Origin of the sequence: Shimia sp. Alg240-R146 (genome assembly GCF_947331465.1) — a bacterium.
Taxonomy (GTDB): Bacteria; Pseudomonadota; Alphaproteobacteria; order Rhodobacterales; family Rhodobacteraceae; genus Shimia.
Genome location: NZ_CAMZOK010000001.1, coordinates 715,893 through 741,735, shown reverse-complemented (window position 1 = coordinate 741,735; position 25,843 = coordinate 715,893). Strand labels below are relative to the sequence as shown.

General features: G+C 55.5%; 24 protein-coding genes. 10 read left to right on the top strand and 14 right to left on the bottom strand.

Annotated features, from left to right (window positions below; translation table 11 throughout):
- Nucleotides 1-211: 211 nt before the first annotated feature.
- Nucleotides 212-412: a hypothetical protein gene (locus tag PG871_RS03465; protein WP_270725989.1), complete on the bottom strand. Its 201-nt coding sequence runs from the start codon at nt 410-412 to the stop codon at nt 212-214.
- 375 nt (nt 413-787) lie between these two features.
- Here PG871_RS03465 and PG871_RS03460 point away from each other — a divergent pair, with 375 nt between their 5' ends.
- Nucleotides 788-2,062, top strand: a complete 1,275-nt coding sequence (locus PG871_RS03460; RefSeq protein ID WP_270725987.1) for an ATP-binding cassette domain-containing protein — start codon at nt 788-790, stop codon at nt 2,060-2,062.
- Nucleotides 2,063-2,135: 73 nt separating this feature from the next.
- On the top strand, nt 2,136-3,263 hold the full coding sequence (locus PG871_RS03455) for a hypothetical protein (protein ID WP_270725986.1): 1,128 nt from the start codon (nt 2,136-2,138) through the stop codon (nt 3,261-3,263).
- 104 nt (nt 3,264-3,367) lie between these two features.
- Here the strand turns inward: PG871_RS03455 and PG871_RS03450 are convergent, their stop codons facing one another.
- From PG871_RS03450 to PG871_RS03430, 5 genes are all read right to left on the bottom strand, one after another.
- Nucleotides 3,368-4,672 carry a DUF3131 domain-containing protein gene (locus tag PG871_RS03450; RefSeq protein WP_270725984.1) on the bottom strand — a complete coding sequence of 435 codons (1,305 nt, stop codon included), beginning with the start codon at nt 4,670-4,672 and terminating at the stop codon, nt 3,368-3,370.
- Nucleotides 4,647-6,365, bottom strand: coding sequence for a glycosyltransferase family 2 protein (locus PG871_RS03445; protein ID WP_270725981.1), 1,719 nt, complete (start codon nt 6,363-6,365; stop codon nt 4,647-4,649). The genes PG871_RS03450 and PG871_RS03445 overlap by 26 nt, the downstream gene beginning before the upstream one ends.
- Before the next feature lie 137 nt (nt 6,366-6,502).
- A complete protein-coding gene (locus PG871_RS03440) occupies nt 6,503-7,261 on the bottom strand; it encodes a hypothetical protein (RefSeq protein WP_270725979.1) in 759 nt (252 codons plus the stop codon).
- The gene (locus tag PG871_RS03435) at nt 7,258-8,754 is read right to left on the bottom strand and encodes a sugar phosphate nucleotidyltransferase (protein ID WP_270725977.1); all 1,497 of its coding nucleotides are present in this window, start codon (nt 8,752-8,754) and stop codon (nt 7,258-7,260) included. Before PG871_RS03435 ends, PG871_RS03440 begins: the two co-directional genes overlap by 4 nt.
- 13 nt (nt 8,755-8,767) lie before the next feature.
- Nucleotides 8,768-9,910 (bottom strand): acyltransferase family protein, encoded by a 1,143-nt coding sequence (locus PG871_RS03430; RefSeq protein ID WP_270725976.1) that lies wholly within the window; start codon nt 9,908-9,910, stop codon nt 8,768-8,770.
- A 156-nt stretch (nt 9,911-10,066) separates the two neighbouring features.
- Between PG871_RS03430 and PG871_RS03425 the strand changes: the two genes are divergently transcribed.
- Nucleotides 10,067-10,594, top strand: coding sequence for an OmpA family protein (locus PG871_RS03425; protein ID WP_270725974.1), 528 nt, complete (start codon nt 10,067-10,069; stop codon nt 10,592-10,594).
- A 66-nt stretch (nt 10,595-10,660) separates the two neighbouring features.
- Here the strand turns inward: PG871_RS03425 and PG871_RS03420 are convergent, their stop codons facing one another.
- Entirely contained in the window at nt 10,661-11,752 is a 1,092-nt protein-coding gene (locus tag PG871_RS03420; RefSeq protein ID WP_270725971.1) for a peptidoglycan-binding domain-containing protein, read from the bottom strand.
- A 368-nt stretch (nt 11,753-12,120) separates the two neighbouring features.
- On the opposite strand from PG871_RS03420, the gene PG871_RS03415 reads away from it, so the two are divergent.
- Nucleotides 12,121-12,864: a family 16 glycosylhydrolase gene (locus tag PG871_RS03415; RefSeq protein ID WP_270725968.1), complete on the top strand. Its 744-nt coding sequence runs from the start codon at nt 12,121-12,123 to the stop codon at nt 12,862-12,864.
- Here the strand turns inward: PG871_RS03415 and PG871_RS03410 are convergent.
- The 4 genes from PG871_RS03410 to PG871_RS03395 all read right to left on the bottom strand — a co-directional run bounded on the left by PG871_RS03410 (nt 12,859) and on the right by PG871_RS03395 (nt 16,054).
- Entirely contained in the window at nt 12,859-13,569 is a 711-nt protein-coding gene (locus PG871_RS03410) for a caspase family protein (protein WP_270725966.1), read from the bottom strand. The genes PG871_RS03415 and PG871_RS03410 overlap by 6 nt on opposite strands.
- Nucleotides 13,570-13,595: 26 nt before the next feature.
- On the bottom strand, nt 13,596-14,204 hold the full coding sequence (locus tag PG871_RS03405) for an OmpA family protein (protein WP_270725963.1): 609 nt from the start codon (nt 14,202-14,204) through the stop codon (nt 13,596-13,598).
- Nucleotides 14,205-14,300: 96 nt separating this feature from the next.
- Nucleotides 14,301-15,323, bottom strand: a complete 1,023-nt coding sequence (locus tag PG871_RS03400) for a Gfo/Idh/MocA family protein (RefSeq protein WP_270725960.1) — start codon at nt 15,321-15,323, stop codon at nt 14,301-14,303.
- Between the two features lie 14 nt (nt 15,324-15,337).
- Nucleotides 15,338-16,054: an FCD domain-containing protein gene (locus tag PG871_RS03395; protein WP_270725958.1), complete on the bottom strand. Its 717-nt coding sequence runs from the start codon at nt 16,052-16,054 to the stop codon at nt 15,338-15,340.
- A gap of 193 nt (nt 16,055-16,247) precedes the next feature.
- Here PG871_RS03395 and PG871_RS03390 point away from each other — a divergent pair, with 193 nt between their 5' ends.
- The 3 genes from PG871_RS03390 to PG871_RS03380 are packed head-to-tail and all read left to right on the top strand — an operon-like array spanning nt 16,248 to nt 19,156.
- Nucleotides 16,248-17,339: a mandelate racemase/muconate lactonizing enzyme family protein gene (locus PG871_RS03390; protein WP_270725957.1), complete on the top strand. Its 1,092-nt coding sequence runs from the start codon at nt 16,248-16,250 to the stop codon at nt 17,337-17,339.
- Nucleotides 17,340-17,351: 12 nt separating this feature from the next.
- Entirely contained in the window at nt 17,352-18,389 is a 1,038-nt protein-coding gene (locus tag PG871_RS03385; protein WP_270725954.1) for a zinc-dependent alcohol dehydrogenase, read from the top strand.
- Between the two features lie 2 nt (nt 18,390-18,391).
- Nucleotides 18,392-19,156, top strand: a complete 765-nt coding sequence (locus PG871_RS03380; RefSeq protein WP_270728699.1) for an SDR family oxidoreductase — start codon at nt 18,392-18,394, stop codon at nt 19,154-19,156.
- 7 nt (nt 19,157-19,163) lie between these two features.
- Here PG871_RS03380 and PG871_RS03375 read toward each other — a convergent pair whose 3' ends face one another.
- Complete coding sequence (locus tag PG871_RS03375) at nt 19,164-20,120, bottom strand: 2-hydroxyacid dehydrogenase (protein ID WP_270725952.1); 957 nt, start codon at nt 20,118-20,120, stop codon at nt 19,164-19,166.
- Nucleotides 20,121-21,917: an IlvD/Edd family dehydratase gene (locus PG871_RS03370; RefSeq protein ID WP_270725951.1), complete on the bottom strand. Its 1,797-nt coding sequence runs from the start codon at nt 21,915-21,917 to the stop codon at nt 20,121-20,123. It abuts the gene before it with no gap.
- A 189-nt stretch (nt 21,918-22,106) separates the two neighbouring features.
- On the opposite strand from PG871_RS03370, the gene PG871_RS03365 reads away from it, so the two are divergent.
- Together PG871_RS03365 and denD are read left to right on the top strand one after the other, a co-directional pair.
- Nucleotides 22,107-22,985 (top strand): NAD(P)-dependent oxidoreductase, encoded by an 879-nt coding sequence (locus tag PG871_RS03365; RefSeq protein WP_270725948.1) that lies wholly within the window; start codon nt 22,107-22,109, stop codon nt 22,983-22,985.
- Complete coding sequence (gene denD / locus PG871_RS03360; protein ID WP_270725945.1) at nt 22,982-23,947, top strand: D-erythronate dehydrogenase; 966 nt, start codon at nt 22,982-22,984, stop codon at nt 23,945-23,947. The genes PG871_RS03365 and denD overlap by 4 nt, the downstream gene beginning before the upstream one ends.
- Here the strand turns inward: denD and PG871_RS03355 are convergent.
- Complete coding sequence (locus PG871_RS03355; RefSeq protein ID WP_270725942.1) at nt 23,917-24,612, bottom strand: GntR family transcriptional regulator; 696 nt, start codon at nt 24,610-24,612, stop codon at nt 23,917-23,919. The two genes, denD and PG871_RS03355, sit on opposite strands and share 31 nt — an antisense overlap.
- 191 nt (nt 24,613-24,803) lie before the next feature.
- Here PG871_RS03355 and PG871_RS03350 point away from each other — a divergent pair, with 191 nt between their 5' ends.
- Entirely contained in the window at nt 24,804-25,820 is a 1,017-nt protein-coding gene (locus tag PG871_RS03350; protein WP_270725939.1) for a TRAP transporter substrate-binding protein, read from the top strand.
- The last annotated feature ends 23 nt before the right edge of the window (nt 25,821-25,843 follow it).

The following is a 25,843-nucleotide window of genomic DNA, read 5'->3' as shown; positions in this document are numbered from 1 at the left end:
GGGGCCTCTGTTGGGGAAGACTGAAAAGCTTTCTTAACTCCTCTGCCGTAAAACAGACCCACATTTGAGGTTTTTGTTTATGTCAGATAGTTCACCCGACCGGAGAATTCCGGCTGTTTCCCTTGAATCACTAAATGCTTCTGACCCGGCGCCCGTGCGGTTTCGCGACCGGGCGACGCCGTTTTGGGCATTGTTGCTTTCCACATTGTTTTCACTTGGCGGCGGCGTCTGTCTGTTTGCGGTGGCAATTTTCTCGGTTTTTCTTTTTGATTTGGTCGCCATGCAGGGACAGGAAATCGTCGCGGCTTTGCTGGTGACCGGCGCGCTTGTGCCTATCGTAGGCATATTGATTTTTGAGGTGGGCCACGCACGCGCCCTCGCTGGCTTTCGCTACATTCGAAACCGGAATCAAGTGGCCGGAAAGGCTCTACTAGGGGTTTTCTCCGGAGTGGTTTTCGCACTCTTGCACCCCTACTTGGCGCTACCTTTTGTTATTGGTGCGCTTTTGGCGTGGTCGACTTGCCACATAGGTGGCAAAACGTTTCGACCAGAGCCATTGTGGGAGTTCATCTCCCAAGAGGCTCCCTCTTTCCTTGGTGGTCGCGATCAACGTGCGCTCGAATTGGCAAATGCAAAACCACGCGATGCCGCTTTATTGCAAGGGTTTCAAACAGCGCTAGGTCTTGGCGCACTTGTCGGGGGCAGCGCGGTCGCCAGTTGGCTGGTTGCGCGTGGGGTTCTGGCCCCGTCCGCTATCGCGGCGATCGGGTTGTTGACGTATTGGTCAGTGGATTCATTTGCCGCATTTGCCCGCCAAACAGCGAAATCTGATCCGGAATTGGAAGGGCGCGCATCATCTGTAACTCTCCTTCCAGCTGAAGACTCTGAGTCAGGAGAAGATCCTGAAACAGGTCTTTACGTAAGCCAGCTGAGCGCCCGCACCTCCGATGGCAAAGCGTTGCTAACTTCCGTGTCCTTCTCCATCGAACCAGGCAGTCTTGTTGGGATTACCGGCGACAGCTTCGCGGGAAAATCAACATTGATGCGCGCCATCCTTGCCCCACATGACTTGGCTGCGCTGCACATCACCGGTCGAGTGGTGCTCAATGGTACAAACCTTTGGGACCGCAGCGGGCGTGAACAAGAATTTTCAGCCGTTCACATTCCTCCGCAGCCATCGGTGGTGCCCGGCGGCGGCAACGACAATCTAACCTGTTTTGGCGATGCCAGCCGCCAGGAAAGGGCCCGACGAATTTTAAAATCATTGGTTTTCACGACCGATACGGTCGATCACATCACACATACTCAGGATGTGACCCAATTGTCGGCTGGCGAACAAAAAGCCATGTCCTTTGCCCGGGCGCTGGCACTTCGACCTCGATTGTATTTGTTTGACCGTCCGGAAGACGGTGCCTCAGAGAAACTTATTGGGGCTTTAGGCAATCGTGTTTTGGCAGACACAAAGCTCGGGGGAATCGGCATTTTTGTTACCGACAGCCGGCAACTTCTCGACATGTGCGACAAGATCCTCGTCATGCAAAACGGGCGCTTGATCGAATACGCAGAAAGCAGCGAAATTCGCGCTCGCCAATCCACGGGTTGGAACAAGTTTGTCACCGAAAGAGAGCTGGAAAGCGAAGAGGCACTGGATGCCTGGCTCAGCTCTCACTTTCGTCGGGACGGCGACGAAGCAAACCGCCGCGCGATCTGCATGATTGCAAACGAAATGCTATCCGTCGCATGTACGATGGCATCGAAACGAGATGCGGATTTGGATAAAATTTCCTTTGGATTTAAACACTTCTCGGGTCACTGCCTCCTTACGCTCACGGACCCGAGCCTGTCTCTGTCCAGCGGTGCAATGTCCAAAGCTCGCGCCGCCGCAAAGACCTCTGTTCAAGGTGAACGCCTCTCGCCTCTCGCCAAAATCATCCGGGACGCGCTCGAAGTTGAGGCCTCCAACGACGATGAAGCAGGCACCCTTCAAGTGTCGGTAAAAACCTACGATCCGCGAAAACAGACCCAAAGCAAGGCGAGCAAAGATGACACGACCGTCCATTGATCCGCGCGCACCGCGCCGAACCAATGCCAAAGGTGTGTTGTGGCTCGGATGGGCCGTTTCGACAGCCGGCCTGTTGGCGGTGAGCGGAGTGTTGTTTTCCGAAGCGGTTACCTTTTCCGATACGCGCCAGTTCCAAGGCCAATTTGACCCAACACTCTCGCGCCAGCCCCTTGTGCTTCCGGCCCAAATTCCGCTTGCAGCAGTGTTGGTTCATGAAGGCGAAGATGTAAAACAGGGGCAGCGAGTTGCACTTTTTGACCAGAAGCAATTGGAAGGTCAAATTTCGCATCTAAGATCTGTGGCGGCCGTGAACGCCCTAGAGCGGGAGTGCCTGTTGAGCAGCGCGATGACGTTGCGCCTTCCCGTAGAAGAAACCGACTCGCAAAACGGGGCCAACTTAGAGGCCAAAGCAGCATTGCGTCGCTGTCGCCTGCGGCACCGCGAGAACGCTCTTGCACGCGAAAGGTTGACGCAAACCCGGCAGGAACTATCAACGCGTGCTGCCATCACACATCGCGAGGCCCTTGAAAGACTGCGACTGACCCCACCTGCATTCCGCCGCGTTTTATCGCTACGCGCCGCGATCGAACGTGGGGCTCTGGATGCCGCAGTGGCTGAGCTGGATTTGGAAATGGCGGAAGAAGTCTTGTCGCAAGACAGAAAAGTTCAAGCCGATGTGCGCAGTCTGGAAATCGAAGCTCGCGACCTCAATCGAAAAATCAGCTTTTTTGAAAGCTACTACAAAACGCCTCATCTGATAGCCCCACAGCCTGGTAGGGTTACTCGTGTAAGGCATCTTCCACTGCACGAAGGATTTGTTGCAGACACCACTTTGGTGCATCTGGAGACTGAGCTGCCAGGGCATTACAGTGCAACAATGACCATGCCAATAAATCAGGCAGAATTGTTGCCTCAAGGCGCACGGGTATTTGTTCGATTTTCCGGTCTACCCAGTACGCAGCCTCCGTTGGCAGCTCATGCAACGGGCATTCAGAGGGTCTTCACGTCGGACGCCGGCGAACCTCTGGCACTGGTTGGACTGGAACTCCGCTTGGACAGCTTGAAGACCGGCAATATGCAACAAGTTGTTTCACATTTACGTGGCGGTTTAGGGCGATCCACAATCACGGCAAAACTTGCGGACTCCACTCTCATTTCTGTGGTACGTCCCTCGATTGAGCGCATAAGATCGTACTTTTAGCAGCGCTCTCATTCACAAAAGGCCGCTCACTTGGACACGGGCGTGCGCCGGCCGAGTGTCAGGTATACGCGCCTTTGGGCGCATAGATCTGACAGTCGTGTGTTTCAATTTTGCGAGAGGGGACCTTTTGCAATGAAATGCATCGCTTCGAGTACAACCGCATTGGTGTTGAGAGTCACGATCTCGTTTACTCGGCCATCAGCTTCATATCGTCCAGTGGCCCAACCGTCGGTGCGTTTCAGCTCCTGCAGATACGAGCGCGCCTGATGCGTATAATCGGTCCCTAATAGTGCGTCCCACCCAAATGCAGCCTTCAGACTCACCGAGCGCAACTCGTCGTAACGCGCTCCTGTTTCCGCCACGACCGCCCAAGGATCGCCATTGCTGAAAACCGAGCTATACAGAAAATGTGGTGCCTGATCGATGTGATCCTCTGACACCATTGTAATCTTGCCAGTTCGGTCGAAGCGCGCTTCCTGCGCCTTGTAAATTCGACTAGCCAACAGCCTGCCTTCGGCGTTCAAGCCTAGCTCAAATGCCTGCAACAAGTAAGGCTCACTTAACGTTGGTGTTATAGCGCCAAATTGGCGCGCGCGACGGATGTCGACTGGGACCTCAACTGAGGACACTTTTGTCCAATCCATAATTGTCCGCGCGCTGCTAGCCTCCAGGACGTCCAACCCCCAAAGCGCGGCTGCGCGCGCGCCATATTGCTCATACCCTATCCGGCCCTCCTGCAAATACACTGTCTCACCGGCTTCACGCGTCGCGCCATATAGTCGGCCTTGACCGGTCATTGCGTTCAAATCCCATGTCGCCAGCAGGGCCCGAATGCGGGGGCCTACATCCGGGCGGCGCATCTCCAAAACGCGGAGCGACATCAATAAACGTGCCAAATCCAGCGCAGACCAGCCGATGCCTTCCGCAGACGGGCTGTTTTCATAAGTGACCATTTCCAAAGTTTCGGTGTGATACACCTTGTTGGGCAATCGACCTTCGAACAGCTCCAATTGCTCCAACGCGTCCAGCAAAGCAGAGCTCCTGTTTTGAAACCGGGCCTCACTGATGATGTCGAGACCACGCGCCGATAGCAATGCGAGCAAATAACTCCCCTGATCCCAAAGCGTTGTCGACGGGAAGCCGGAAACAGAATCCACGAGGCCGGTTTCGGGTCGAAAATTCTGTTCGAAATATCGCCAAGCCACCTCCGCGTCTTCCAAGTCTTCCTCTGACAAAACCTGTGACGCATTTGCGGGCACCTCCGCGAGTTGGAGCGGTTCTAAAAATCTTCTGCCCCCTTCAAGCGAAAAATTAGTTTCGGAATAAAGGGCGAGGCCGGCAGCCAAAGCCAACCCTCCGAGAAAAACCAAGCTGCCGCGGTTCTTAAACTGGTGCGGTGTCGAAATCATCAGACGTCTCCGATCCTTTGGAAATTTGAGCGGCGGCAATGGCGATGTCCGGCCGCCATAAAGCCGCTAGGGCCAATCGTCCCAACAAAGACATATTCCACGCCAGCCAGAACAAGTTGACCCACAGCATCGATGTACCGTACCCAGCCTCACCCCAGAGGCCTTGTACGCAACCAAACACCCCCGCAAACGCCAACACTCCCAACAGGACAAGATGTGCTCGGATATAGCGCCACCCTTCGCTTTCGCCGGGTTTCTTGGAGGTCGGAGGGAACTGTGGTTTCTTTCCGCGTAAAACCAGGGAAAGTGCGCGCAGATTTATCGGAAGCGATGCCATCCCAAGTGCCCTTCCAGCACCAATGTCATGCCCCTTGCAGGCGGCAAGTATGGCCAATTCCGAAACCAGAATGGCGGGCAGGAAATGAGCGAAAAAAGCAGGCGTAAAGGCTGCGATGGGGGACAATCCAGTAACGAGGGCAAAGGCAGGTGCCAAAAGCAAAACCGGAGCCCAGAGCACAGAAAGGTATGATCCGAATGTCGCTGCGTAATGCAGTTTGATTTGCCAACGCATACCGCGCTGGAAAATTGGATTGTCGCGCAGCATAATGTCAAAAGTGCCGCCCGCGTATTTAAGTTTCTGCGAGGCCCAAGCCTTCATCGACCAGGGCGAAAGCATACGCGCTTCGACATTTGGATGGTAAACCGAAATCCAGTTCGACTCGCGGTCGGCATGCATCAGAATTGACGTATAAATGTCTTCTGACACATGAAATCGATAGGGCTCGAGTGGAACACAAGGCATCGCCGCAGACGGCGATGAGTCCCCAAAGTTTTGAGCCAAGGCGCGTGTATCGCGCGCCTTGCGCTTCATCGCCTGCTCAAACACTGCCTCACGCCTATGGATTGAACCTGCACCACAGCAAAACGAAGCGCCGTGGCGATTGCGCCTGCGTTGGATCACGTCAAAAAACACCCTTGGGTCTGACAAAAACGGATCGGCCCCGGCGCGGAGCTTTCCAGAAACGAACCGAAAAAAATACGAGCACTTGGCCAAGAAACGGCCACCATGCCGAGCACCCCAGTGCTCCCAGCGTTCTCCTTCCGGGATGTCGTAAAACCAATGGGGCGTCTGCACCCAGGCCGCTTTCGGATCACGGAAATAACCAAGCGTGTTCTGCAGAAACGTTGGAAACAGTCGGGTATCTGCATCGCAAATAACCACAAAGTCACCGCGAGACTGAAAAAGCGCGTTGCGCAGATTGCCGGCCTTGAACCCCAAGTTTGTGTCACGGCTTAAGTAGGTGACACCAAATTCCTTCGCGATTTTTGCCATCCCGGTCCGATTGCCGTCATCCAGAAGGTAAACACGCACGGCTATATTATCAGGCACGATCAAGTTGTTGGCCGCAACAATCGAAGGAGCGACCAAGGCGCATTCTTCGTCGTATGTTGTGATAAACACATCGACCCCAATTGGCCCATGCTCTCCGTCCAGTTGCGCTTCGTTACGCGTTGAAGGCGGCAGTCGTTGAGGCGTGTCCTGTTCACGCCAAATGTCGTAGAAAAACAACAGCGTCCCAAGGAAAAATAACGTCTCGGCGCTCGCAACAATGACCGAAAACCACCATGCGTCCGGGTTCAAAGATGTCCCCCAGCGCCAGACCAGATACCACAGTCCAATTGCAACCGACATTCCTGCCAAAAAATGCCAACGGACTTCCTGTGTCCGCGACATTGCGGGCATTGCGGGCGGCGTACGATTTTCGAACTGTCGAAAGTAAATCTCGGACATCTACGGGCTTCCAATTTCGGAAAAAAATGTGGCTGCAGTCAACGGTTATTGACCCTGCTGTGATCACGCACAAACGCCTCGGCAATGCGCAAAATCGCGTCTTCCTCCGTGCCGGTATGGTCCTTTTCGGTACTGCCAGTTGAAAATGACCAGACACCTGCTGGGATCTTTATCCTTAGATCCCGAGCCAAAAGCACATTCTGGCTGAGCGATGCAAAAACCGAGTATTCATAGTCGCAATCATGATCGGGGTCGGTGAACGAAAAGTAGAGATTCATGACCGGCTGACCCGGAAGGTGTGCGACCGCATCCTTGTCCACCACGCGAATGCCTGCGCCTGTCAGGATCCTGACAAACCTTTGATGCACTCTTTCTCCGAAACCATCGGAAAACCCTGGGGGCGAACGCAGGCCCGTGAGATCCACATGGACGGCTTTCACTCCACGGAGCACCTCTACCTTTTCCGACCTTGGAAGAGCCTCCGGATCAAACCCCAACGTCAGGCTTGATTGATTGGCGGAACAGACGGTGGGCGCATCGGGGTGCTCACCAACCGCAAACGCTCTGTTGGAACCTCCGCCGCTTACACCGAAAAGTCGGTAGATAAAGGCTTCGTTCTCGGTTTCCAGAGGTCGGCTGGTATAAGACTTTTTCACAAGACAGCTGGCCCCGTCAGGACAATGCTGGCCAATGAAGTTAATGCGTTCCCACAGAATCCAAAACCGGTCCTCTGCCGCGACAGCGCCGCCCGTCAAGAGGGCGGCGACCGCAGCTAGTGCCCAGACAGCGCCTCTCATCCCATGAGCCCTTGAGTCAGACGCATGTCCTCGTCCGGCAACGCGATTTTCGCAGTTGAAAACACGCCTTCCAGCGGTTGAATAGTCTGGGGAAGTGCTGTGTTCTGGTCAATGTTCAAAGCCCAATCCTGACCGACAATCATATCCGAGACCCACGTGCCCGAGCTTACGAGCGTATCCGGCTGAACAATCGCGTTTTTGAGAACCGTTCGGCCGCTGATCTTGGCGCCAGCACCGACCACTGTCGGTCCTTCGATGTGCGCGCCCGCGCAGATTTCAGCGCCGGGGCCAACATAACAAGGGCCAATCACAACCGCGCGACGCGATATTTTGGCGGACGGCGACACCCAAACCCCGTTTCGGTCAAGCGCGCCCGCAGGAGTCGTGCCCGGAATTTCCCCCTTCATCACCCGTTCGAGGGTGTCAAAGTAGTCTTTGGCATTGCCAAGATCCGCCCACACAAATGGGGCGTCATAAGTTTGTATTGAACCGCCTCGCGCCAATATTCGGGGCAACAGATCGTTGCCGATGTCAAAACCTGCCCGATCCGGCAACCCTTTCAAGGCGCGAGGGCTGAACACATAGATGCCCGTACTGACCAAAGTGGAGCGCGCGTCCCGAGGAGATGGCTTTTCGCAAAACTCGAGCACTTTGCCCGTCGCATTCGTAACAAGGACGCCATACTTCCCGGTTTCCTCACGCGGGACATGCTGGGCCGCGATTGTCACTTCTGCACCGGACGCGCGGTGCGCATCAACAAGCCCGCACATGTCAATGTCGGTGATCGCGTCTCCACAAAGCACCACGAAATCATCTTCAAATGCGGTTTGGCGTGTCTGCAGGCGCACCAAAGTAGACGCTGACCCCATCGGCGCGGGATGCCATGTTCCGCCAACGTATCCACCTTCATTCACGTACTGAACAGAGCGTCTTGCCGTTGTCGCAAATGCATGATGGATGCATGGCGCGTGATGGCCAGGGTTGAGGATAAAATCCCGGATACCGAACCGACCCAGATGATCCATAACTCGCGTCAGAACCGGCTTTCCGGCGATGTCCAACATCGGTTTAGGTGTCTCGTGCGACAAAGGACGCATTCTGGTACCGGCGCCCGCACAGAGGATAACAGCCTTGAGGCCAGCGAGCCGTTGCTGGAGAACCTCCGGTGTGTTCAATGCGGCCTCACGTGTTTCGTGATAGCTAAGCAGAGACGACAGAGGGCATCGCATGATCTCCCCCGCCACATGGGGCCGGGCGCCATAGAACGCCAACTTTGAGGTGCGCGGCATGGCACTTTGCAACTCCACCAGCGCTGCGAGCCCGGAACGCGCAACCCTACGGACACCTCCAAGATCCAGCAAAATTGTGTTCCGTCCCCGGTCCAACATGCGGTCCGTCGCACTTTTCAAAGGGCCAAGATCAGCCGCCGTCAATCGACTGCTTGCGATCTTTAGAATGGAAATCTGTCCAATGTCTTCGCAATTTGTGAGCATATTCTATCTCCTATTATGAATAAAATTGTGCGTCTTGAACGCGACGAAGGCGCGGCAAAGGGCCGAGCCCTATCGTCCAAGCGAGCGCAGGAATTCTGGAAAGAATGAAAACAAAACCGCACGTTGCAGGCAGCGTCCAAGCGAGCTTTGCGAACACTTGCACAGCTGGCGACACCGCAAATGTGCGCAGAAAGATCTCTGCCACATCCAAGAAAATCGGATGACAAAGATAGATGCCGAAGGAATACTTGGACACCTGAGAAATCCACATTGGCCAAGACCGCTCGGCGAGGCACATGCACATCAGCAACAAGAGCACGGGCATCAAAAAATCCGCCCAATACCGTGGCTCATAGGTGAAATCCCAAGCGCCGGATTGAACCACATGCCACGTGGAAATCAGCTTAAAAACGAACAGAAAACTTGCGAACAGCGCCAATGTCGGCACCCATCTGACGCGATCTTGCGCCGACACACCGCGCCAGAGTCCAAGAACGGCGCCCGCTGCCATACCATACCCAACATAGGTCGTAACCTTGACCAGTCGCACCACAAAAGGCAGAGCGTCGCTTGCCCAGAGCTCTGAATAAACGACCCCTTCGACATGACGCTTAACAAGAAGTGTCACAATGACAGAAAGGCCAAAAATCGGGTGCCGTTCCGCAACGCGAAACAAAGGAAAGAACAGCAAAAGTGCAAACAAAGTAGGCACGAAGTGCATGTGATACTTCACATCACCCAACACCAAAAATCCGACCCAACGAGTAGGGTCTGTCACCCGGGCAATCTCGTTCGCAAAGTACCCAAACGCCTGAGCCTTTATCAAGCCGTAGAGCGCGTAGAAGCCGGTCCAAAACAGAAAAGGCACAAGCAGCCGTCGGGCCTGTTGATGCATCACGTCACTATAACTGCGCGAACGCCGATCTAACGACATCAGTAACAATAGGACGGAGATCATCAGAAAGAGCTCGGTGCGGGCAGTGTACAAAATTGCCCTTAGCAGCATCGGGACCAATCGCTCCTGAGCCGTTGCGTCTGCAAAGGGTTGACCGTTTGGGTCCGCCGTCAAATGCAGCCCCACCATCGACAGACCTGCAAACAGACGCAGCGCATCTATCCACGTATGCCGATGAACAATTGCTGGGTCACTACCCATAAAATCACCTAAATCTGTAACTCAAAAACTTCGGTCCAGATTTGCGGCAATCCCCAAAGATTCGGTAAACGCGACTACATTTTTTCCACTTTTGTTCTCTATGCGTTCATGCTTCGTTAGCGGCTTTGGCTTAACCATTGAGGCAAGGAGATTTTTATGAACACGTATTTTTTTGCGGGATTCCCGCTTGTTCTCTGCGCTTTCCACGCCACCGGTGTGAATGCCATGACCCCACAGGAACTCTGCGCCCGCGTATATGAGCAATACGGTGTCAGAAGCGAGGAATGTGCCCTCACGGATGAGCCCCCGACCGCCTTGCAAGCAACAGCCATCAGCGACGAAACACGCGAAAGTCACGTCTTTTTCACGCGTGGTGGCGCCGTTTTGGACGATGACGCTCGACTGCAACTGGCCGCCTTGGTGCAGGTCCTGGAAACCTCGGTTATGTCGCGCGCTTGTTTGCATCTGATTGGGCATTCCGACACGACCGGATCCTCAGATCGCAACGAAGACCTTTCAAAAAAAAGGGCGGAGGCCGTCGCCTCTGCCCTTCGAGCCGGATTGTCTGATGCGACCCGCGTTCGCGAAGTTTCGGCTCATGGCGAAGGAACCCCTCTGCCAGGTATGTCGGGCCGCTCACCCTTTAACAGACGTGTAGAAATTCTGGCGCGGGATTGTCCCTAAACGCGCTTGGATGCGTGTCGTCTCTCTCGCCAGACACGCTGGCCCGCCGCGAGGCGGGCCCTTTTTTTACCCGCCACTCTCCAGTGTTTTAAGAAAGTGATACAGGTTCTTGTACACTTCTTTGCAATCACCTTCTTCAATACATTCCGGGTCTCGGGACGGCGCGATTGTGGGTTCGGGCTGGACTGCTGGCAGCGGGCGGGTCTTGGGTGGTTTGGCAGATACGACAACAGGAGAAGGCTTTTTGACCTGCGGCGTCAAAGATATATTTGACCCTGCTGGCACTTTAAGTCCCGCCAGACGACGCAGTTCCTGCAGCGTATCAAAATCGACAACGCCATTAGGCAGCAGATTGTGCTGTCCTTGAAAGGTACTCAGAGCCCGCCGGGTTTGCGCATCCAGCACGCCGTTCTCACCTCCACGAAGCATGCCAAGGCGGGTCAAATGATCCTGAGCTTCGGCGATACGCGCGGCCTCTGAACCTTTGCGGGTTTGGCGTTCATGCGCTTCGTTATTTTTCGCATCGGTTGTCGGCGCATCCAAGCAGGTCCAAAATGGAACCCCGGCGTGACGCCCCAACAGTTCGATCGCACCAACTTCGATCAAATTGCGTACAGCTTGGCTGCGACTTTCAACCCGCTCAATCCGCAAGGGACTACCGAAAGTGCCTGCCTGAATTATCCCGAATGCACCCGCTTCGAACCGCCGTTTTGTAACCACCATAGAATTGGCAACGGACGCCCCCGGCAACACCCGTCGACTGGGAAACTCGACCAAATGCATGTCGACCGAAACCACCGAGAGACTGCGAGAGCCGCGAATGTAGGTGTCAGTGATGCCTGTTTCTCCACCTCTGTTATACCCAACAGTCAGAGCGTTGTCGGAAGGTTCATCATCGACCTGGCTGATGGATCCACGCACATAAAGTCGCGGTTTGATCTCGTCCTTTTTGCGTGTGGTCACAATTTCCAACTGACCGAACCCCGAAATTCGTGCCTGATCAAGGAAAACATACCGTGGCTTGCTGCGATTCATCTGATTGATCGCGTTAATCAACATATCGTCTGCACCAACGTCGATATCGTCTGTTTCATCAGGAAAGCCAGAGGACGAAATTAGAACCGACCCCTTGCCCGATTGCGCCAAAAGCTGGTCCATGCAACCAAGCGCCTGCGAAAACGATGTAAAATTACGCGCTGGGCGAGTGTCGGGCTGCGCAACGGACGGCGCTAACGTGGCATGCGGACCTATGCAGCCGCTGCTCATCAATAAAATGGCCAATACACTTAAAGACTTGCGCAAGCCGGAAAACTCAATACGCATCACAAAATCCCAAACAAATATGGTGAAATTCTACACGATCGGGATTGCTTAAGTCTTAAGAGCAGTCAGCCGCCGAGCCAATGTAGACGGGCAATTGCCTCCATTAACCATGAAGAAATGTCTCTCTTGCAAATGAGCGCGGGCGGGCACCAGATGCTCATTAACCTTAACTTTCATTAACCTTAATCGGGAAAGGCTTGGATATGTGGCGTTGGTCGGTGTTGAGCGTTCTGGGAGGGTTGATCGTGGTCTTAAATGCGTCTTTGGCAACGGCAGCAGAAGGATTTGTCGAAACCTTCAAGGCCTCACATCCAGACGGATGGCATGTGGCGAATTACGAATTTTCCCATCCGCATTTTGATACGGATTGGTCCCTAGATCAGATTCACCTGAACAATGGGGCTCACCTGTATCTTTCACCAAAATCCACGGGAAAAAACCGGTTTGAAGGCGCCTCAATACGCAGAGAAACGCCAACTCATTTTGGCCGATACGAAGTGGTTATGCAGCCGGCTCGGCGCGACGGCGTTATCACCGGATTCTTCACATACACCGGCGCCTACTATGGCACACGCCACGACGAAATCGACATCGAGTTCCTGGGCAAGGACACCACGCGCCTGCATGCGGCTTGGTTTGTGGATGGGGTGCTCACCAATCATTTCATTGACTTGGGGTTTGATGCGGCCACCAAACCACGGCTCTATGCATTCGAATGGCTGCCTGATCGCATTCGATGGTTCGTCGAAGATCAGATGGTTTTCGAAATTACCCAGCAGGAAGCTGACCTGCCCTCAGAGCCCAGTTTTCTCTTCGCAAACATTTGGGCTGCTGATCCCTCTTTAGACGCTTGGTCCGGAACGCCCAGCGTTGAGACAAGGGCCAACGCTTTCATCGGGGCCATTCGCTTCATCCCGATGGCGGACAACTACGACTTCACTTCATAGTCCTGGCCGGCTGCTCAAGTATGCCGGGCGCATCAGCGAATTCATGCTCCACGGCACTTGCTGGCCCCCGGTTTCCGTCACAACGCGCAGACGCACGTTGCGCATCAAATCCTCAATTGGCTGAACTGGTTGCGCCAACTCGGTAACCACGGCACGGGCAAAAGGGCCGATACGGGCTTTGCCATCAAAAGCCGAACCTCCTGGTTGGGCGGCAAAACCAAGGAACGTGCCTGCCATTATGTGCTGATCCGTTTGGCCGGACAAATTGGCACCAATCAAAAGCGGGTTATCGCGACAGGCGTCCAAAAGAACAATCTTTTGCCTCGGTTGATCGGCAAAAACGCTGATCAATTCCGATACTGAAACAGCATGTCTCAATTGATGCAGTCCTTTCTTGGGCGCGTCTTGCATCAAAATCAGACTGGCTCCGTTGATTTCCACACCATGGCCGGAATAGTAAATCACTACTTGCGACGCATTCTTTGCAAAGACCCGTACCTGCTCGACCGCGCCTAACATCTGTTCACGGGTCGTGTCGGTGACCAAAACGGTCTTGTACCCAAGGCGCTTAAGCATATGCGCGATCAAACGCGCATCTCTCGTTGCATTTGGTAGGTTCGGCAGATCCCGATAGTGACCGTTTCCGATAACCAAGGCGACGTGGCTGTTTTGCGCAGCCGCGACATTTACAAAACTCAGCCACAACAAACACACCCCAAGAATGCCACATCTCAGCACCCGTCGCTGGTTTGGCGTTTGGCCAAAATCTCCACCCGTCGGTTCAAGGGATGCGCGCCGGGCACGCCAGGCAGGCCTACTGCCTCGCCTCGGGCTTCGGTCCCAAGCCGCGCCAACGGCACTCCGCCCTTAGCCACCAGATAGGCCGCCACCTGCGAAGCGCGTCGTTCTGACAGCGCCAAGTTGTAGCTCAATCCACCAACTGTGTCTGTGTGTCCAACCAACTTGAAACAACTGCCATCCAGCGCACTGCTGCCAAGGACCTGCGCCAAGCGGTCCAGATGTGCGGTATACTCCGATGTCAGACTGTCCGAGTTAAAGGCGAATCTCACAAAGTACCCCTGCTCCTCAGCGATCCCCCGCAGCGGTGCAGCTTTTTTGGAGAACTCAGAGCCATTCGGTAGCCTGCGTAGCGGTCCCTGTGCCAACGGATCTGGCATCGCGCACCCGGCATCAACCCGACCCGTCAAGGCATAGAAAATGGCGCAACGGTCTGCGGCAATCGGCAACTCACGTACTTCGGCAGACAATGGCGTGCTTGAGAACAAAACAGCGATAATCCACGCCGGAGCGCTTAGAAACAAATGGGCGAACCTAAACAAACCAAGGCCTCGAATTTACCAAACAAACTGCGCCTAATTTGCGGCAAAACCCTTAATCAAAGGTTCAGGAAGCTCCGAAAATTCGAATTGATAAGCCTAGGAATGATCCAATCTCACCAATGCACCTGTTGCCGCCGCCTGTTTGGCGGCTTCGACAACCTCCAAACTACGCAGCCCCTCCCGTGCCGAAACCAGAGGTGTGGCGCCGTCACAGACTTTCAGGAAATGAGAAAACTGCCGCTCAAATGGATCACCTTTTGCAACTGAAAGTGCGCGGTTCTCGATGGGCTCCCACCAACTGCGTTTTTGCGGGTGACGCCACAACTGCAAATCTGGCACCGACAGCGCCCCATGCGTACCAGCAATCTGATAGGCGCTCGCAGACACATTGGGATAGGCTGGGTTCTCGCCGGCGGTAAATTCCCAAGACCACGGCGACACCGCAGCATCAGAAAGCACAAAGCTGCCCAGCGCCCCGTTTTCGAACCGAAACAACAGGCTGGCAGTGTCCTCAACTTCAAAGCCACGCGCCTCCGACGATTGCATCGCCATAACTTCGGCGACTTCTCCGACAAAAAACCGCATCAAATCGACATCATGGATTAGATTGATGAAAATCGGACCCGCGCCCGGCCGCCGCCGCCAAGCGACGTCAAAATAATCGTCAGGCTTATAAAGCAGGAAGTGGCCGGTTACGGCGACAATTTTCCCCAGATCTCCGTCCTGAACCGCGCGTGCTGCACGCTGGGCCATGGGATTGTGGCGCCGGTGATGCCCTACCAAAATGGGAATGCCCGCCGCCTCTGTCTCCGCTACCAAGGCCCGAGCATCAGAGGCCTGCCCTGATATTGGTTTCTCGATTAACATTGGCAGTCGATATGACATGCACAAGCGTGCGTGTTTCACATGCAACTGATTTGGCGTTGCAATGATAACGCCATCCAAATGCACTGCGTCCAAGCATTCTTCAGGAGATGAAAAATATGCGCAGCCCAATTGCTGCGCCAACGCATCCGCAGCAGGATCCGGATCGACAAGCGCGACAAGGTGACCGCGCCTTGCCACCAGCTCCGCGTGTTTCCGTCCAATAAGGCCGGCACCGAATACCGCAATCCGCATGTCAGCACCCCTCGTTATATTTCGCCAAACGTTGCCCGCACTTGCCGCCAGGCATCGGCCATATGCTTGCGCAACGCCCGTTCCGCTTCATCTGAATCGCGATGCAAAATCGCTTCGAAAATGCGGCTATGAGACTCAAAGTTTATGCGGTTTCGGTCCGGCAACCGTGGCATCTGACGCCAATGATGCGACAGCCAACCGGTATAAGCTTTGTGGATAGACGGCAGCACAGCGTTGTCGGGAATCTGATAAAGTACCCCATGAAAATCTACGTCGGTTTCGTAAAACAACTCCGAGTCGTCAATCGCAGCTTCGTTGGCCGCAAGCGCTTCTTTCATTTGGGAAATCTGGTCCCTATTTGCGCTCAGCGCAGCTTCGCGGACCAATGCGACCTCCATCATTATCCGCAAGTCAAACAGATTGCGGACACCGCCGGACTGTCGGATCAGGCTTTCAACAACGGACCCAACGGTTTCAATGGCAGTGTCATAACCAGGCTTACGAACCACTGGTCGAAACCGCGGTTTGGCCTCGACCAGCCCCTTGTTGGACAAGGCCACCACGGCTTCCCGAACAACCGTACGGCTCACCCCATATTCCTGAACGATCTCGCGTTCCGGTGGCAAAGGGTCGCCATCTTTGAGTGTTCCATCAAGTATTTGCTGTTCAAACGTGCGGATCAATCGATCTGCGGCGCGTTTCTTTTGTGTAGCTTCGGAAAGGTTTTGCATTCCACGTGCCTCCTGACGCGACCACCGCGCGTCGTGACTTTTGTATGACAAAAACTCAACCAAAAGCCAAGTAAACGCCAAGTTTTTCCCGAACTCTCGACGTGATGGATATTTTTTGTCATACCAAACATCAAGCTTTGCGCGAATCCCCTACAGATCCAACGCGAAGCCAAGTGTATGAGGGACAGTCACAATGACGACAATCAAGGATGTCGACGTGCAGCGCTTCAATGTGCCGCTGGCAGAAGTGCTTACTGACGCAAAACACGGCGACCATACCCATTTTGAGTTGATCACTGTCACGCTACGCCTTAGCGACGGCGCCGAAGGCACTGGCTATACGTATACTGGCGGGCGCGGTGGACGTTCGATCGCGGCTATGATCCATCACGATCTGGCCCCTTTCCTTATGGGGCGTGATGCCACTGACGTCGAAGTACTCTATGACGCTATGCAATGGCATATGCACTATGTCGCCCGTGGTGGCGTGGCCTCTTTTGCGATTTCCGCAGTTGATATCGCGCTCTGGGACATCCGGTGTAAAAAGGCCGACCAACCATTGTGGAAAATGGCCGGCGGCGCGTCCGACCGTTGCAAGGCATATTGCGGCGGTATTGACCTGAACTTCCCGTTAGAAAAACTGATCAACCAGACCAAAGGATATCTGGCGTCTGGGTTTAACGCCGTGAAAATCAAAATTGGGCAGCCCAAGCTTGCCGACGATGTCGCCCGTATCGCCGCCATCCGCGATGTGCTTGGTCCTGATCGCGCGTTTATGGTCGACGCCAATTATGCAATGTCGGTTCCACAAGCCATCGAGGCTTGCCACGCTTTCGAACCCTTTGATCTCTTGTGGTTTGAGGAACCAACTATTCCGGACGACTATCACGGCTTTGGCGAAATCGCCCGCACCACTGGCATGCCGCTTGCTATGGGAGAAAACCTGCACACATTGCATGAATTTGAATATGCCTTCCGCGATGCGGCGCTCAGCTTTATTCAGCCTGATGCCTCCAATTGTGGCGGTATCACCGGCTGGCTACAGGTCGCCGAACAGTCCATTGGCCACAACATTCCGATTTGCAGCCACGGCATGCAGGAACTGCACGTCAGCCTCGTCTCCGCTCGCCCCAACCCGGGCTGGCTTGAGGTTCACAGCTTCCCGATCGATCAATACACCACACGTCCGCTGGTGGTCGAAAACCATCTTGCAGTTGCGCCCAACACCCCCGGCACCGGGGTAACGTTTGATTGGGACAAACTGCGCGACACTCACAACGCCTGAAAGGGTCACACCATGAACACGCATATCAAAGCTGCCCACTATCGGGGCGACAAAACCTTTACCGTAGAGCCCATCGTCGCAGTCGCGCCGGGCGCGGGCGAGGTCGCCGTGCGCATCGCTTTTTGCGGCATCTGCGGCACCGACATGCACGTTTATCACGGCAATATGGATGCCCGCGTCGGCTTTGAGCGGATCATCGGGCATGAAATGTCCGGCTCCGTCGAGGCTGTCGGCGACGGCGTCACAAACGTATCTCCGGGTCAAAAGGTTGTTGTGCGCCCGCTGGATCATTGTGGCGATTGTCCGGCTTGCAACGCTGGCCACATCCACATCTGCCACAACCTGAAATTCCTCGGCCTTGATACCAACGGCGCGATGCAGGAGGTGTGGAACGTGCCGGCCCACACATTGCATGTTCTGCCTGACGACATACGCATGGACCATGCCGCATTGATAGAACCGGTCGCCGTAGCCTGCCACGATGTCCGCCTGTCGGGTCTGACGCAAGGTGAGGACGTGCTCGTCATCGGTGGCGGCCCCATCGGCATTCTTTGCGCGATGGTTGCGCGGGATGCAGGCGGGAACGTGGTGATTTCCGAAGTGAACACGCACCGCCTCGCCATCGCCGAGGCTATGGGATTTGACACGATCAACCCGGCAGAAACCGACTTGCCCACCGCCATTAACGCCCGCACCGGCGACAAGGGCGCCGATGTGGTTTTTGAGGTTTCCGGCACGCAGCCCGGCGTGGACGCCATGACCGCCTGCGCCGCCACCCGCGCGCGCATTGTCATGGTCGCGATCCACGCGCAAAAACCGCAGATCGACCTATTCCAGTTTTTCTGGCGCGAGTTAAAACTGATCGGCGCAAGGGTTTACGAGCCCGAAGATTATGAAAAAGCCATCAAACTGGTGATCTCTGGCGCGATCGATTCCGAACGTGTGATCACCGACGTCAGCCCATTGGACGATATCCAAAAGGCCTTTGAATCACTAGACAAAAGCCCCACCGCAATGAAAAGCCTCATCCAAGTCGGAGAAGACGCATGACTATCCTTTCAAGCTTTGACCTTTCCGGAAAAACCGCCCTTGTCACCGGCTGCAAGCGGGGCATTGGTCGCGGTATGGCCGAAGCCCTTGCCTCTGCGGGTGCCGACATCATTGGCGTCAGCGCTTCACTCGAAACCAGCGGATCTGCGGTTGAAAAGGCGGTCACCGCGATGGGCCGGAGCTTCCGCGCCTATCAATGTGACTTTTCAGATCGCGCTGCGCTGCATACCTTTGTGGCCCAACTTGAAGCGGACGGGGTCGCGCCCGACATCCTCGTAAACAATGCCGGCACCATCAAACGCAAACCGGCTGCCGAGCACCCCGATGAGTGGTGGGACGAGGTGGTAGAAGTGAACCTTTCGGCGCAATTTGTCCTCAGCCGCGAAATCGGAAAAGGCATGGTTGCGCGCGGTTCCGGCAAAATCATCTTCACCGCCTCACTGTTGACGTTCCAAGGCGGCATTACAGTGCCGGGGTATGCGGCATCCAAAGGTGGTATCGGCCAACTGACCAAGGCGTTGGCCAACGAATGGGCAGGCAAAGGCGTGAACGTCAACGCCATTGCGCCAGGCTATATTGCCACCGACAACACCCAAGCGCTCCAGGACGACGCTGCACGCTCCAAGGCCATTCTGGAGCGTATCCCGCAAGGCCGCTGGGGCACACCGGAGGATTTTGCCGGTCCGGTAGTCTTCCTAGCCTCTGGCGCGAGCAGCTATGTGAACGGTGAAATTCTTGTTGTAGATGGTGGGTGGATGGGGCGCTAACGCCCCATCATTCAAACAAATGCGCACATTCCGGCACGGGGGTGATCATTCGCCCCTTTGCCTTCATCTCCAGCAGATTATCAATCGACAAGTCGCCCATGGCACGGCGCGTTTCGACCGTGGCGCTCCCAATATGCGGCGTCACCACCACATTTGGGGCATCGCGCAAGCCCTGCGGAATATGCGGTTCATTTTCAAACACGTCCAAACCGGCGCCACCAACGTCTCCGGCTGCCAATGCCGCCATCAATGCGGACTCATCAACAACTGACCCCCGTCCGACGTTGACCAACACACCTTGCGGCCCCAATGCACGCAGTACGGCGGCATTGACCAGATGATGCGTCGCAGCACCGCCCGGTGCGATACAGATTAGAGCATCCACCTCAGATGCCATTTCGCTCAGGTCCGCAAAATATGTGTAGGGCACATCCTGTTTGCTGCGCCCAGTGTAACAAATGTCCGTTCCAAATGGTTCCAGCTTGCGGGCCAACGCCTTGCCGATACGCCCAAGACCTAGGATACCAATCTTGCGATTGTCGGCAGACCTCGACAGACCAAGTCCGCCTTCCGCCTCCCAAGCCCCCGATCTGGCCTGCGCAATCTCGGCCGGAAAATTTCGCATCACACTGAGATACAACAACAAAGCGGTCGTCGCGACTTCGTCGTCCAACACGCTAGGTGTATGCGAGACCGGAAGCCCCCGTGCGTTGGTGATCGACGTATCGATGCTGTCATATCCTACGCCATAAGAACTGATCGCTTTGAGGTTTGGCAACCCGGTCAGCACGTTTTGCGGCACGCCGATATGACCATCCGTCAGCAAGTATTTCACCTCAGCGCCTTGGGTTTCGAGCCACGCATCGACATCGTCCAAATCCTTGGCAAGCTGATATGTGAAACCGGCATCCAACCGCGCGCGCATGTCGTCCGTTACAGAACAAAGAACAAGTAAATCAGTCATTTAATGATTATTCCTTGGCGTGTGTTTGCGGGCAATGTCACGATAATTCGGCGCGTCCCGCAGGGTCATGCCTTTGTCGAACGGCTGCACCATCTCGCGGAAGTATTGCTGCCACGGCGACTGGCTTTCAGGCACTGCATACCCGCCACGCGCCACCAAATCCGAGGCGCGTTTTTGCAACTCTTCAAAATCCACCAGCATGTCTGCTGTGCATTTGCCCAAGTCAAACCGAACCCGATCACCAGTCTGCAAAAGCGCCAGACCGCCGCCGTCTGCGGCCTCAGGTGATGCATTCAGGATCGAAGGCGACCCGGACGTTCCCGATTGCCGACCGTCCCCGACACAAGGCAACTCGTTAATGCCCTGTTTCAACAAATAGGACGGCGCGCGCATATTCACTACCTCGGCCCCCCCGGGATAGCCTTTCGGCCCCGCTCCACGCATGAAGAGAACGCAATTTTCGTCAATATTTTCAGCAGGATCATCGATGCGCGCATAAAAATCCTCGGGCCCGTCAAACACCACCGCACGGCCTTCAAACGCCTCCGGGTCGTCGGGGTTCGACAGATATTTGGCCCGGAACTCATTCGAGATCACCGAAGTCTTCATTATTGCACTGTCAAACAAGTTGCCGGTGAGATTGATAAACCCTGCTTCGGCGACGATCGGCGCATCGGCCGACTTAATCACATCCGGATTGATCACTTCACGCCCACCGCAGTTTGCGCCCATGCTTTGGCCATTTGCCGTGATCGCATCGGGATGTGGCAATAGCCCTGCCTTCATCAGCTCCGACACCACAGCAGGCACCCCGCCAGCACGGTGATAGTCCTCGCCAAGGTATTCACCTGCTGGCTGCAAGTTCACCAAAAGCGGTACTTTATGGCCAATATTCTGCCAATCATTGTTGTCCAGCGGCACATCCAGATGCCGGGCAATGGCGTTCAAATGGATCGGCGCATTGGTTGAGCCGCCAATCGCGGAGTTGATTGCAATTGCGTTTTCAAAGGCCTCGCGGGTCATAATGTCAGAGGGACGCAGATCATCCCAAACCATGTCCACGATGCGCTTGCCGGTCTCATAAGAAATCTGCCCGCGCTCACGATAAGGTGCCGGAATCGCCGCAGAACCTGGCAACTGCATCCCCAAAGCTTCGGCCAGAGAGTTCATCGTGGTCGCTGTGCCCATGGTATTGCAATACCCCACAGAAGGAGCGCTGGAAGCAACCACGTCCATGAAACCTTCGTCGTCGATTTCGCCAGCAGCATGCAGCTCGCGGGCTTTCCAGACGATGGTGCCGGAACCTGTGCGTTCGCCACGGAACCAACCGTTCAGCATGGGGCCAACCGACAAGGCAATCGCTGGAATGTTGACGGTTGCGGCGGCCATCAGCAGAGCTGGAGTTGTCTTGTCACAGCCGATATTTAGAACAACGCCATCAATGGGATAGCCAAAAAGCGTCTCAACCAAAGACAGGTAAGCGAGGTTGCGATCCAGCATTGCCGTGGGGCGTTTTCCGGTTTCCTGAATAGGGTGCACCGGGATTTCAATCACAGTGCCACCGGCTGCAATCACCCCGTCCCGCACGCGCTTCGTAAGCTCGATATGGTGGCGATTACAGGGACTTAGGTCGCTACCGGTCTGGGCAATGCCAATGATCGGCTTGCCACTTTGCAGCTCTTCGCGGGTCAACCCGTAGTTTAGGTACCGCTCCAGATAAAGCGCAGTCATTTCCTGATCTTCAGGGTCGTTGAACCATTTGCGCGAACGCAGTTGGTCTTTGGTGATCTTAGCCATGAGGTCCTCCCTGACCCGTCGGTATCATGTCGGTATTGCGTCGGCATCGCGACAGTGCGGTTTTGGTCGCAGCGCCGCACAGTTTACGCGCTAACATTGGCGCTTAAATCACCGAGAAATCTTGCGACAGTCAAGCGCATGCTGTCAGTATTGGCAACAGAGCCAATTTTTGGCGGGAGGAAAATTGCGATGTCACAGCCCAAAACAGCCTTGCTTGGCGTGGGTCTCATGGGTCGACCTATGGCGCTCAATCTGATGCGCGGCGACGTGCCGCTGACGGTCTGGAACCGCAGCGCCGACAAATGCGTCGGACTGGAAAATCAGGGCATCACAGTGGCCAACTCAGCGCCCGAAGCTGTCGCGGACGCCGGGGTGGTGATCAGTATGGTTGCGGATGGCGCCATTACGCAGACCTTGGTCAACGCCTGTCGGGCCGCGCTGCGGACCGACGCTGTTTGGATCGATATGTCGAGCACCAAGCCGGCGGATGCCCGTGCCGTCGCAGAGGACCTGGCCGCGCAAGGTGTCGGCTTTGTCGATGCGCCGGTGTCAGGCGGCACCAAAGGCGCGGAGCAGGCGACGCTGGCCATTATGGCTGGCGGCACGCCGGAGACCTTTGCCCGTGTCGCGCCGGTGTTGGGCCTGATGGGGCGGCCTGTGCGGGTTGGGCCCGTTGGGGCCGGACAGCTGGCCAAGTTGGCAAATCAGGCAATCGTTGCCACCACCATCGGCGCGGTGGCAGAGGCGATGTTGCTGCTTGAAGAAGGCGGTGCCGATCCGGCGGCGGTGCGGGATGCGCTCAAGGGCGGATTTGCCGACAGCACGATCTTGCAACAACACGGCGCACGCATGACAAACCGTGATTTTGATCCCGGCGGTCTGTCGCGGCTGCAGGTGAAAGACCTCAACAATGCACTGGAAGAAGCGGCGTCAGTGTCGCTACATCTGCCGATGACGGAACAGGTGCGGGCGCGGTTTCAGCGTTATGTCGATGATTTAGATGGCGGCGAGCGCGACCATTCGGGCCTCTACGAAGAACTGCGCGACCTGAATGGGATAAGCTCATGACAAGTATTCTGATCTTTGGCGGCGCTGGCATGGTTGGGCGCAAACTGATTGCGCGACTGCAAGGCACGCCTCTTGCGGCGCATCAGACAATAACCGTCTGCGATATCGTCGCACCAGCCAATCCCGCTGCGGGTGTGACGTATGTTGAGGCAACGCTGACTGACACTGCTGCGTTGCGCGGATTGATCGGGCAAAAGCCGGACGTGATCTTTCATCTCGCCTCGATTGTGTCTGGCGAAGCCGAGACCGATTTTGATAAGGGGTACGCGCAAAACATGGCGCCCGTGTGGGAAATGCTGGAAGCGATCCGAGCCTTAAATGCGCAGGACGGTTATTGTCCGCGTTTGGTGTTTACCTCGTCGATTGCCGTGTTTGGCGGGCCTTTCCCCGACAAAATTGACGACGACTTTCTGTGTGCGCCGCAGACCAGCTATGGCGCGCAAAAGTTGATTTGTGAGACGCTGATCTCCGATTTCAGTCGCAAAGGGTTTGTCGACGGGATCTCGATTCGACTGCCGACAATCTGTGTGCGGCCAGGTGCGGCGAACCTTGCCGCCTCCAGCTTTTTCTCAGGCATCATTCGCGAGCCGTTGAATGGCCAGCGTGCCGTGCTTCCGGTACCGACAACTGTGCGGCACTGGCACGCATCGCCCCGCTCTGCGGCGGGGTTTCTGACCCACGCCGCGACGTTGGACAGCGCCAAACTGTCAGGCCGCCGGGCGTTGAACATGCCGGGTTTGAGCGCCACGGTCGAGGAACAAATTGAAGCGCTGCGCAGTGTTGCCGGTCAATCCGCCGTTGATTTGATTGATGTTAAGCCGGACGCAGATATAGCCGCCATCGTCGCAGGCTGGCCGCGTGATTTTGCGCCCAAACGAGCCCCCAATTTGGGGTTTGAGGCCGAGCGCGATTTTGACGAGATTGTCGCGGTTTATCTGGAAGAAGATTTCACACCCGGCTGACGGCGGGCGGCTTGGCTGACGTTCAAAGGCGCGGCTTCTGCATCCACAAGGCTGCGGGACAGGTGGGTGATCAGTCGCTTGCAGACCAGCTCTTCGTCGCGTCCGAGGGCCGCGTCGATGATGTCCTGATGCTGATCGATGTTTTCTGGCACGAAGCGGAACATGCGATCATTGGTGATCAACTGTTGGCGAAACTGTTGATAGACCATTTCGTGCATCGTCATCAGCAGCGTAGAGCCGCAAGCCTCGAGCAGGGTCTGGTGGAACTCCAACTCCGCCTGCGTCCATAGGATCAGGGTATCGCGATCTGTGGTGTCAACTTTGACCCGCGATTCGATGTGGCGCAGCTTGTGGTGGGCTGCGGTCAGACGCGCCTCCCATCCCAAATCGCCAAAGCGAATCGACAAACAGACACCTTCACATTCCAGCAAAATGCGCATCTGCGTGAGTTCCTGTTGCAACTTCAGAGAGCTGGCGGGCAAACGAAAACCACGCTGTTCCTGAAAATCGACCAAACCCACAGTGGACAGGCGAAACAGGGTTTCGCGCATAGCGCTGGCGGAACATCCGAACTCAACCCCAAGGTCAGTTGCCTTAAGTCGTTGTTCTGGTTTGAAATGTCCATTCACCAACCGGTCGCGCATCGCGTCGTAGATACTCATCATCGTCTACGGCCCACCCTCAGCCAATATGGTCACACCAAAAATATTTTGAGAGTCGAATAAAATCTCGAAAATTTCGATATTTCAACTATTTTGTTGCCACATTACCGAACGGCACCTAGTTTGGTCATACCAAATACATCAACGGCAAACCGTTGGGACTCGACACGACAGATCTAGGGAGGAAAAGATCTATGAAGGCCAATAAACTGTTCGCGGTGGCAACCGCGCTGACCGTCGGCGCATCTGCGCTGTCTGCTCAGACCACAACTTTGCGTATTCAAACACACTTCTCGCCGGAAACCCTGTCGGGCCAACTGGCGGAGAAATATGTCAACGACGTGATGGAAATGTCCGGTGGAGACATCGCAATCGAGATGTTCTACTCATCCTCGGTCGTAAAATCGGCTGAGACATTTGACGCGGCCGCAACCGGCATTCTGGATTGCGACATGACTGGCGGTGCATACCAGACCGGTAAAAACCCTGCGTTCCAGTTCACCGGCGATTTGATGGGTGGTTATTCCAACCCCTACCAGCAGATGGCTTGGTTGCTGCACGGCAACGGCCGCGCGGCGGTGAATGATCTCTACAACGCGCACAACATGGAATTTGTTGGTTGGTGGATCCCTGGTCCTGAATCACTGGCGTCCACACGTCCGATCCGTGGCGTAGAAGACTTCAAAGACTGGAAATTCCGCTCGCCCCCCGGCATGGCAACATTGGTGTTCAAAAACCTTGGCGCCTCGCCCATCGTGATGGATTTCAACGAGATCTTTACCGCGCTTGAAACCGGTATCATTGACGGTGCAGATGCGGCCAACCTGACCAACAACATCGGTCTGGGTCTCTATGACATCGCCGAGCACACCAACTATCCGGGCTTCCACTCGATGCCTGCTGACCACCTCGCGTGCCGCAAGGACGTGTGGGACGCAATGCCAGCATCGCACAAGAAGATCATGGAAGTGGCGATGGACAGCCTCGCGCTGCACAATGCAACCATAAACGAGGTCAAGAACGCCCAAAACGCCAAAGTGCTGCGTGACAAAGGCGTCAACCTTTATGAGTGGTCCCCTGAGGAACTCGGCAAGTTCCGCGCTGCTGTGAAAGCAGGCTGGCAGGAGTTCGCCACCACACCGGAAGCCAAGGCGCTGTTGCAGAGCCACATCGACTTCCTGGTCGGCATGGGCGCAATGTCTGCGGACTGATCGCGCTGCCTCCCCGTTGTCGG